The organism is Kitasatospora sp. NPDC059088 (assembly GCF_042738155.1).
GTDB lineage: Bacteria > Actinomycetota > Actinomycetes > Streptomycetales > Streptomycetaceae > Kitasatospora.
Map to the genome: position 1 here is coordinate 1 of NZ_JBHYGR010000073.1, position 8637 is coordinate 8637.

General features: G+C 76.7%; 9 protein-coding genes and 1 pseudogene. 7 read left to right on the forward strand and 3 right to left on the reverse strand.

The features are described from left to right. Nucleotides 1-162 (forward strand): annotated as a pseudogene (locus ACFWXO_RS27975) (IS630 family transposase); the annotation flags it as partial. A 442-nt stretch (nt 163-604) separates the two neighbouring features. Here the strand turns inward: ACFWXO_RS27975 and ACFWXO_RS27980 are convergent. Continuing rightward, nucleotides 605-1108, reverse strand: a complete 504-nt coding sequence (locus ACFWXO_RS27980) for a MarR family winged helix-turn-helix transcriptional regulator (protein ID WP_380526906.1) — start codon at nt 1106-1108, stop codon at nt 605-607. A 52-nt stretch (nt 1109-1160) separates the two neighbouring features. Here ACFWXO_RS27980 and ACFWXO_RS27985 point away from each other — a divergent pair, with 52 nt between their 5' ends. Further along, the gene (locus ACFWXO_RS27985) at nt 1161-1670 is read left to right on the forward strand and encodes a MarR family winged helix-turn-helix transcriptional regulator (protein ID WP_380526908.1); all 510 of its coding nucleotides are present in this window, start codon (nt 1161-1163) and stop codon (nt 1668-1670) included. An 80-nt stretch (nt 1671-1750) separates the two neighbouring features. Here the strand turns inward: ACFWXO_RS27985 and ACFWXO_RS27990 are convergent, their stop codons facing one another. Next, a complete protein-coding gene (locus ACFWXO_RS27990; RefSeq protein ID WP_380527002.1) occupies nt 1751-2191 on the reverse strand; it encodes an AAA family ATPase in 441 nt (146 codons plus the stop codon). A gap of 398 nt (nt 2192-2589) precedes the next feature. Here ACFWXO_RS27990 and ACFWXO_RS27995 point away from each other — a divergent pair, with 398 nt between their 5' ends. From ACFWXO_RS27995 to ACFWXO_RS28010, 4 genes are all read left to right on the forward strand, one after another. After that, nucleotides 2590-3492, forward strand: coding sequence for a hypothetical protein (locus ACFWXO_RS27995; protein WP_380526910.1), 903 nt, complete (start codon nt 2590-2592; stop codon nt 3490-3492). 206 nt (nt 3493-3698) lie between these two features. Beyond that, nucleotides 3699-4730 (forward strand): pentalenene synthase, encoded by a 1032-nt coding sequence (locus ACFWXO_RS28000; protein WP_380526912.1) that lies wholly within the window; start codon nt 3699-3701, stop codon nt 4728-4730. Between the two features lie 74 nt (nt 4731-4804). Next, the gene (locus ACFWXO_RS28005; protein ID WP_380526913.1) at nt 4805-5338 is read left to right on the forward strand and encodes a hypothetical protein; all 534 of its coding nucleotides are present in this window, start codon (nt 4805-4807) and stop codon (nt 5336-5338) included. 127 nt (nt 5339-5465) lie between these two features. Beyond that, nucleotides 5466-6116 (forward strand): DUF1707 domain-containing protein, encoded by a 651-nt coding sequence (locus tag ACFWXO_RS28010; protein ID WP_380526915.1) that lies wholly within the window; start codon nt 5466-5468, stop codon nt 6114-6116. Nucleotides 6117-6132: 16 nt separating this feature from the next. On the opposite strand, the gene ACFWXO_RS28015 is transcribed toward ACFWXO_RS28010, so the two are convergent. Then, nucleotides 6133-7611: a DUF4157 domain-containing protein gene (locus tag ACFWXO_RS28015; protein WP_380526917.1), complete on the reverse strand. Its 1479-nt coding sequence runs from the start codon at nt 7609-7611 to the stop codon at nt 6133-6135. 150 nt (nt 7612-7761) lie between these two features. Between ACFWXO_RS28015 and ACFWXO_RS28020 the strand changes: the two genes are divergently transcribed. After that, a complete protein-coding gene (locus tag ACFWXO_RS28020) occupies nt 7762-8538 on the forward strand; it encodes a hypothetical protein (protein ID WP_380526919.1) in 777 nt (258 codons plus the stop codon). Nucleotides 8539-8637: the final 99 nt, after the last annotated feature.

Sequence of the window (8637 nt, forward strand, 5' to 3'; positions counted from 1 at the left end):
CGCGGCGTCCACCGCTCCGTCCAGGCCCTCGAACGCGACATCCGCGCCTGGGTCGCCGACTGGAACACCGACCCCCGGCCCTACGTCTGGACCAAAACCGCTGACCAGATCCTCGAATCCCTCGCTGGATACATCCGACGGATCAAGGACTCAGGACACTAGGGCGTGTCTGACAGTTCCCGCCGGGCGCGCGACGCTCCCCCAGCCTTCGGCCGGGAGGTACCCCCAGGGCACAAGCGCGCCTCGCCGCGTTGTCGTCGGTCGCCGATGGCCCCCAGCCTTCGGCCGGGAGGCGCCCCCACCGCATGGACTCCCTCCTCCGCCTTGCGATGCACGCACCCCGACGCCGCGCGCTGATCCGACGCGAATTGTCAGACACGCCTAGGGCACCGGTGACCACCGGAGTCCGCCGGTGATCACCGGAGTCCGCCGGTGATCGCCGGAGTCCGCCGGTGATCGCCGGAGTCCGCCGGTGTTCACCGGTGATCGCCGGAGTCCGCCGGAGTCCGCCGGAGTCCGCCGGTGAACTCCGGTGTTCGCCGGTGTTCGTCGGTGTTCGTCGGGGTTCGTCGGTGGGCGTCCGGTGCGGGGCGGGCTGGTGGGCTCACCGCGCCTGGGCGAGGGTGTCCAGGTGTCCGGCCCAGCGCACGAGCAGGTTCGTCAGGGTGGTGAGCTCCTGCGGCGTCAGACAGGCCGCGAGCCGTTCCCGCAGCCCGGCGACCTGCGCGGCCACGCGCCGGTGGGCGCTGCGGCCCTGCTCGGTGAGGGCGGCGCGCCCGTCCGTGTCGAGGGTGACCCAGCCGCGGGCGGCGAGCCCTTCCAGGTGCGGGCGCACGGTCGGCTCCTCGGGGCAGAGGAAGGCGGCCAGCGCCGTGTCGAGGGCGGTGGTGTCCGTCGGCCCGTGGGAGAGGGTGTTGAGCACCTGCCAGTCGCGCCGGCTCAGCGCGTCGGCGGCGAACAGGCGCGCCATGGACTGCTCGATGGCGCCGTCGATGTGGCGCAGCCAGTACCCGAGCGGGCGCTGCCCGGGCACGTCGGGCAGGCCGGCGGCGGGCACGTGCGCGGGTGTGGCGGCGGGTGCGGCGGCGGGTGTGGCGGTTTCGGGCATAACAGGTCCCCCCTGATACATGTCCTTTGACAAAAGTTGTAACCTAGCATGCATGTCTGAGCGGGAGAGGAAGTACCAGGAAACCGGGCCGGACACCGCCGTCGAGGACGCGTCCGCCGCCGCCGTCGAACGCGCCATGGTCGCCATCCGCCACAGCCAGACCCGCCGTTCGCTGGGCCGCATCGCCCGGCCCGGGGGCGCCGGCGCGATCGACCCCACCCTGTTCGGCGTCCTGGACGCGGTCGAGGCCCACCCCGGCCCGTGCGCCGTCGCCGACGTCGCCGCCGCCCTGGGCGTCGACCAGCCCCGGGCCAGCCGCCTGGTGCTGCGCACCGTCGAGCAGGGCTGGCTGGAACGCGGCAGCGACCCGCGCGACGCCCGCCGCACCCTGCTCGCCCTCACCCCCGCCGGGCGCGCGCAGGCGGAGGCCGCCCACCGGCTGCGCCGTGTGGTCTTCGCCCAGGCCATGGCGGGCTGGAGCGAGGGCGACCGCACCGCGTTCGCGCGCCTGATCACCGCCTTCGTCGCCGATTTCGCCCGTACCGTCGCGGACCGGGCGTGAACCGGTGGAGCGGTGGGCCGGGGCCCGGTTCGCCGGTCCCGGTCCCGCTCCCGGTGATGACGATCACTCGTACGGGTGGTTCAGGTTGGGAGAGCCCCGCCGCCCGCCCCGGGGCCTCGCCCCGGAGGCTGCGGCACGACCCGTTCGCCCTCGCCGTCCGGCTCCTCGAAGCGGGCCGGGTAGCGGGCCAACTGCGCCGCGTCCACGGTGGCGCGGTCCGCGCCCTCCCGGCCGTTGCGTACCGCCGGGCGGCGCTCCGGCGTCGCCCGGTCGGCCTTGGGGCGGACCGGCTCCCACCGGCGGCCGTGGGTCTCCACCGGCGCCGTGTAGTCGTCCCGGGCGGCCCGGCTCCAGAACGTGTGGTCCACCACCACGTCGCGCCCGGCCCGCATCGGCTCCACCAACTCCCGCCGCTGCTCGCGGCGGACCTCCTCCTTGGGCCGGTCGAACGCCTCCCGCGCCGGCACCGGCCCCGCGTCGCGCCGCCCGGGCCGCCGCCACACCGCCTCGTCGATCGACAGCCGGACGCCCGCCGCGCCGCACCAGGCCCGCCGCGTAGGTGCTCTTGCCCGCCCCCGGCAGCCCGCACATCAGCACCACCGTGCCGCCCGATCCCTCTGCCACGCAACCACGTCAGCCCTGGCCCCGCGGCGGCGGGGAGCGGCCCGGGGGGGGCGGGAAGCCGGCGGGGACGACTTCCCGCTCCGGCACGACGGTTTCGGCACGGCGCCGACCGCACGAAAGGACCCCCGCCCGCCCCGGCACCCGGACCGGGGCGTGCCCGGGGCGTGCCCGGGGTCGGCCTGAACCCGCCGCCACGGCGCCACCGTCCCCTTGCGAACCGGGTTGACCTCAAGGCGACTTGAGCTCCTACGGTGGGCGCGTCCCGAAGTCCGAACAGTGAAGGGGGCGCACCGCCGTGGCGTTCGAGGAGTGCCCGCACGCGGTCCTGGCCGCCCAGCCCGTCGGCGCCTGGAGCGCCGAGGTGTTCCACCGGGTGGTGGGCGCCCTGCGCGAGCAGCTCGCCGTCGAGGGCCTCACCCGGCCGCACTGGTGGACGCGCGACCACGCCGCCGGCACCCCCCCCGGCCGCTGGAACCGCGCCACCCTGGTCCGGCGGCCGGCCCGCTACGACGACCTCGCCACCGACTCCACCGCCGTCTTCGACGGCCTCACCGCCCGCGGCCGGCTCCTGGAGTCCGCCGCCACCGGCGCCGTGACCCTCACCGAGGACGGCGAGGCCGCCCGCCTGCGCGCCCGCGAGCGCAACCACCGCGTCCACCGCGTCCACCTCCGGGCCCACCAGGGCGTCGACGAGGCCGACGTCGTCACCACGATCAACGTGCTGCGCCGTACCACCGCCGACATGGGCGGCGAGGGCGACCTCCCGGACCGACCGGCCCGGCCCGGCCCGGCCCGGCCCGGCCCGGCCCGGCACGGCCCGGCACGGTCCGACCGGACCGGCCGACCGGCCCGGCGCGGCCCGCACAGGAGGTCGACGGGGGTGGCCTCCTGTGCGGGCCCCGGATTCCGGAAAGGATCGAACAACTGCACGCCTCCTGATCTACTGTCGGATCCGGCCCGGCGAACGTCGGAGGATCCACAGGCGCGAGCGCATCGCCGTCGGCACCGCCGCCGCCGCCCTGCTCGCCCTCGGCGGCGGCCGGGCCTTCGCCGACACCTCGTGGGGCGGCACCGCCCCCGCGGACACCGCCGCCCCGGCGGACACCTCCCGGGGCCGGGCCGCCCCGGCCGACGGCTACCGGGGCATCGCCGCCCCGCGGACACCTCCTGGGGCATGGCCGCCCCCGCCGGCGGGTAGCCCCCGCCCCGCCGGAGGGGACGCGGGCCCGCGCGCGGGCACCGACCCGGCGGTGATTGCCGCGGCGTGCGCCGGGGGTGCTCCCCTTTGCGCTCTTCCGCAGCCGCCGCCGGGTCCACCACGCTGGGCCCGGACCGTCCACGGGGGCGCCGGCGGTCCTCGCCCGGGCCGTCAGGCCCCGAACCGGTCGGGAGTGCGGAAGGCGTATGCCCCAGGACGTCGAGTTCACGGTGCCCCTGGAGAGTCGGGTCAGCCCCGACCTGCCCCGGGCCCGCCGCCACCACCTGGCCTGGGTACGGGAGTCGGGCCTGCTGCACGGCCAGGACGCGCTGCGCCGCTACGCCTCCTCCCGGGTGGCCGACAGCGCCGCGTACGGCTTCCCGTACGCCGCCGGCGCCGACCTCGACCTCTGCTTCGACCTGCTCGGCTGGCTCTACCTCCTCGACAACCACTTCGACGACCACTTCGACGACCACTTCGACGGCCGCCTCGACGGCCGCCTCGACGGCCGCCCGGACGACGGGTCGGGCGCACGGCCCGCCGCCGCCCGCACCGAGGACGCCGTCGCCCTGTGCCAGGACCTGGTGGACCACCTGCGCTACGGGACCCGCCCCGGCGCGGGGGCCGCCCCCGCCGTGGCCGCCTTCGCCGACTGCTGGCAGCGGATGGGCCAGGGCATGTCCCAGGAGTGGCGCCGGCGCACCGCCCACGACTGGGTCGACTACCTGGCCGGCTGGCCCACCAAGATCGCCGACCGCGTCCTGGGCGTCCTGCCCGACCCCGCCGCCCACCTGCGCGCCCGCCGCCGCACGATCGGCCTGCGCCCGCTGCTCGCCCTCGCCGAGCGGGCCGGCCACTACGAGGTCCCGCTGCCGGCCTGGTGCTCCAGCCACCTGGAGGGCATGCGGATCGCCGCCTGCGACGCGATCATCGCCATGAACGAGGTCCACGCCCTGGAACGCGACGAGGCGGCCGGGCGCCCCAACCTCGTGCTGAGCCTGATGCGCCACCAGGGCCGCGCCCGCCCCGAGGCCCTGCGCGAGGTCGCCGGCACGGCCCGCCGCTCCGTCGAGACCTTCCTCCAACTACGCGCCGGACTCGCGCAGTTGGAACGCGACCTGGGCGGCCGCGTACCCGAACTGGCCCGCTACGCCGACGCCCACGCCGCCTGGATCCGCGGCTACCACGACTGGGGGCGCACGGCCCCGTGCTACGAGGACGTACGGCGTCCGGGCTGAGGTGCCGCGGGCCGCGGGCGGCCCCTATCATGGGCGCGCTCCGCTTGATGATCACCGCTCCTGGGGGACTGTTGATGACCGGTACCGTCGTCGTGCACGCCGAATCGCCGCTGGTGGCCCTGGTGAAGGGCTCGTACGGCGTGGTGATCGACGGGGTGCGGGTCGGCCGGGTGAGACAGGGCGCCGTCGCCCGCTTCCCGGTGCCCGCCGGGACCCATGCCGTCGGGCTCACGGTCTGGGACGGCACCCGCTCCAACGCGGTGACCGTGGAGGTCGGCGAGGACCGGGAGTTCCTGCTCTCGGGCCGGGGCACCGGACTCGGGTACGCCTTCCTGCTGCCGGTCCTGGCCCGCACCGTGCTGCCCTGGTACTACACCGTCGTGGCCCTGCTGCTGATGCTCGCCGCCGTCCGGGCCGTCCCGGGCCTGACGCTGCGGCTGCGGGCGGTCGGCGACTCCTACCTCCCGGCCGTCCACGGCGACGAGCCCGCCGGATCCGCCGGGCCCGCCGAGGGGGAGAGCGCCGAGGGGGAGGGCGCCGGCAACGGCCTGTGGTGGGAGTCGGACCCGGCCCTGGCCAAGCGCCTGCGCAAGTCCGCCGGTTCCTGAGGCTCCCGGCCTGGCGGGGAGCGCACAACGCGATATACCGTATCGCGATATAGCGTAAGTTGCCGTCCGCGTGCCGCTCACCCCGGTGCGAGGACCTTCACCGAATTCAGGACGGGGACCGGAAGCCATGCCTGGAGAGACCTCACCCTCCCCGCGGCCCGCGGCCCCGCAGTCCGCGGTCCCGCAGGCCGCCCCGCCCGCGCTGCGGGCCTCGCACGCGGACCGGGACCGGGTGGTGGCCGCCCTGGGCGTGGCCGCGGGCGACGGCCGGCTGAGCCCGGAGGAGCTGGACGAGCGGGTGGAGGCCGCCCTGTCGGCCCGTACCGTCGCCGACCTGGCCGCGCTGACCGCCGACCTGCCGCCGGTGTCGGTCTCGGCCACCGGGGTGGTGGCGGAGGGCCGGGACGTCCTGCGGATCGAGCAGAAGTTCACCAGGACCGAGCGGGTGGGCGCCTGGGTGCTGCCGCGCCGCCTGGAGATCGCCGCCGAGTGGTGCCACGTGAAGCTGGACTTCACCCAGGCGGTGATCACCCACGACACCCTGGAGGTCGACGTCGACATGCAGGGCGGAAACCTGACGCTGATCGTCGGCCCGGGCATCGTGGTCGACCCCTACGGCCTGAGCCTGGAGTTCTCCAAGGTGAAGGGCCACCGGGACCCGGACCCGGGCACCCCGGTCCGGCTGCGGATCGAGCTGATCGGCAGGAAGAGCTTCGGGCGGGTCACCGTGCGCCACCCCCGCAGGCCGTGGGGCCGGCGCAACTCCCCGCCACCCTAAGGATACTGACGGACCGTCAGTCCTCGCCGCCCTCGCCGCCCTCGCCGCGCTTGCCGCGCTTGCGCTGCCCGGTGGCGCCGCGCCCGGTGCCCCCCGCCCGCTTGCCGCCCGCCGGGGCCGCCGCCTCCTTGGCGTCGACGGCGCCGCGCAGCCGCGCCTGCGCCCCGGTGATCCGCTCGGCGAGGGCCCGGTCGGGGTGGGTGGTGACGGCGGGCGTGGCGGCGGCCTTCCCGAGCGCGGTCACCGAGTTCTCCAGGTACGCCTTCCAGTACTCGACGTGCCGGTCGGTGACGGCCGCCTGGCCGAGGTTGGCGGACAGCGCGTCCGCGTACTCCAGGAGGTAGTCGACGGTCTCCTTCAGGTAGCCGGCGTCGATCCCGGTGCGGCCCGCGTGCTCCAGCTCCCACACGTGGGTCTCGATCTCGCGCATCGGCTGCTGGAGCAGGGTGAAGGTCTCCTGCCCGATGTCGCTGATCACGTCCATGTAGACGTGCGGGTCCCCGCCGTCGGCGGCGTCCTCGTCGGGCATCAGCATCGCCTGGGCGGCGTGGATGAGCTCGTGGCGCAGCGTGCTGTGGATGACGGCGGGGCCGTAGTCGTCGAACAGGTTGCGGTACAGCGCCATGGTGACCTTGTCGCCCGAAGTGCCGGTCGTGGTCAGGGCCATGGCCTTGCCCGCGCCCTGGCGGGAGTGCTTGTAGCCGAGGACGAGGTTGTCCTCGTCCGCCACGGCCTGCGGCAGGTGGTCCAGGACGTAGCGCAGCAGCGCCTCCAGTGCCGCCTGGCGTACGGCCTTCGCGTCCGACCCGGTCGTCTCCTTCGCCTCCTGCAGCTGCTGGACGAGGGCGGCTGGCAGTTCGGGGACGGCCGCCGACGGCTCCTCGGGCTGGGGCAGGTCGTCGGAGGCGGTGCGCTGGAGCGCGCCGCCGGCCCCGGCACGGGCCGTGCGCTGCTCCACCGCGGCCGCCGCGGGGGCGGGCCCGGACATGACCCGGCGGGCGGTGGCCTCCGCCTCGCGCTCGAAGCGGTCGAAGGGGTCGCTGACCCGCAGTCCGGTGCCGGTGTCGGTGCCGGCCACGGGGCCGTGCCGCTGCTGGATGACGTGGGTCAGCTCGTGGGCGAGGGTGTGCTTGTCGCCGCCGCCCTCCCCGATGACGACGTGGTGGCCGGAGGTGTAGGCGCGGGCGCCGACCTCGGCCGCCGAGGCGCGGGCCGCCGCCCCCTCGTGGAGGCGGACGTTGGAGAAGTCGGCGCCCAGGCGGGCCTCCATCTCGGCGCGGGTCGCCTCCTGCAGCGGGCGCCCCGCGCTGCGCAGTACGCCGTCGACGGCGGAGCGCTGCACCATCCGGACCACGGCGGCGTTGCCCGCGGCGGCCTGGAGGGCGAGCAGCCGCGGGGCGGGCCGGCGGTCGGGGCCGGGGGTGCGGTCGGTGCCCGCCGCCCGGGTGCCGTCCTCCCGGCCGCCCTGCTGCCGCCGGCCGTCGTGTGTGCGCATGGGTGTGTCCCCCCGGGGTGTCCGCTGGCCTTCCATGGTCATCCGGCGGCGCGGTGCGGCGGAAGGGCCGTGGGGGCAGCGCTGCGTGCCCGTACGGGCAGTTCGGACGGGGTGCGGCACCGCCCGGCGCGCCCTGCGAGGACCATCGGCATGACGCCACCGCCGCCCACCGGCCCCGGCACCCCCGACGCCCCCGGCACCCCCGACGCCCCCGGCACCCCCGACGCCCCCGGCACCCCCGGCACCTCCGACGCCCCCGGCACCCCCGGTACCCCCGGCACCCCCGGGACCCCTGACGACCCGTTCGCCGTGCTCGGCGAGCCCGTCCTGGCCGTCCCGGACCGGCGGCGCGCCCTGCTCGCCGTCGCCGGGGCGTGCGGGGACGACTGCGGGGACGGCTGCGGGGACGACGGGGACGGGAGGGTCGGCGTCTTCGACGTCAGCGGCGGCCCCCGGCGCCGTCTGCTGATCGGCACGGGCTTGCCCGTGCACGCGATGGCCTTCCACCCGGCCCGCCCCCTGCCGGCCGTGGGCACCGGGGACTACGACGGCGGCTACCACTTCGAGGGGGAGCTGCTGCTCGTGCACCTGGACAGCGGCGAGGTCCGGTCCCTGATCGGGCGCGACTTCGGATCCGGCCGTCAGGTCCTCGCCCTGGAGTGGTCGAACGACCGGGACCTGCGCGTGCTGATGGCTCCTGCGGACGACGAGGACGGCGAGGAGGCCCACGGGGAGGGGCACCTCGCCGTCGTCCGCCGCGCCGACCGGGCCGGGGTCGGCGCGCAGTGCCTCACCGCCCGCGACCTGGCCGGCCCCCGGGTGCCCGCGCCCCGCCCCGACCACCGGGAGGCCGCCCGCCGCACCGTCGCCCGCCTGAGGGCACCCCGGGCCCGCCGCCACCGGCACGCCGGCGGCCGGAGCGGGTGAGGGCTGTGCGGGGAGGGGGGGGTGGGGGCGGGCGCGCACTGGGCCGCGCGGGGCTTCCCCCGCCGGCTGGTCCGGGCGGACCGGGGCACCCTGACGCCC

Coding starts and splice junctions, on each gene's coding strand:
- ACFWXO_RS27980 (WP_380526906.1), bottom strand. CDS start 1,108: ATGCCCGAAACCGCCACACCCGCCGCCGCACCCGCCGCCACACCCGCG.
- ACFWXO_RS27985 (WP_380526908.1), top strand. CDS start 1,161: ATGTCTGAGCGGGAGAGGAAGTACCAGGAAACCGGGCCGGACACCGCC.
- ACFWXO_RS28000 (WP_380526912.1), top strand. CDS start 3,699: ATGCCCCAGGACGTCGAGTTCACGGTGCCCCTGGAGAGTCGGGTCAGC.
- ACFWXO_RS28005 (WP_380526913.1), top strand. CDS start 4,805: ATGACCGGTACCGTCGTCGTGCACGCCGAATCGCCGCTGGTGGCCCTG.
- ACFWXO_RS28010 (WP_380526915.1), top strand. CDS start 5,466: ATGCCTGGAGAGACCTCACCCTCCCCGCGGCCCGCGGCCCCGCAGTCC.
- ACFWXO_RS28015 (WP_380526917.1), bottom strand. CDS start 7,611: ATGCGCACACACGACGGCCGGCGGCAGCAGGGCGGCCGGGAGGACGGC.
- ACFWXO_RS28020 (WP_380526919.1), top strand. CDS start 7,762: ATGACGCCACCGCCGCCCACCGGCCCCGGCACCCCCGACGCCCCCGGC.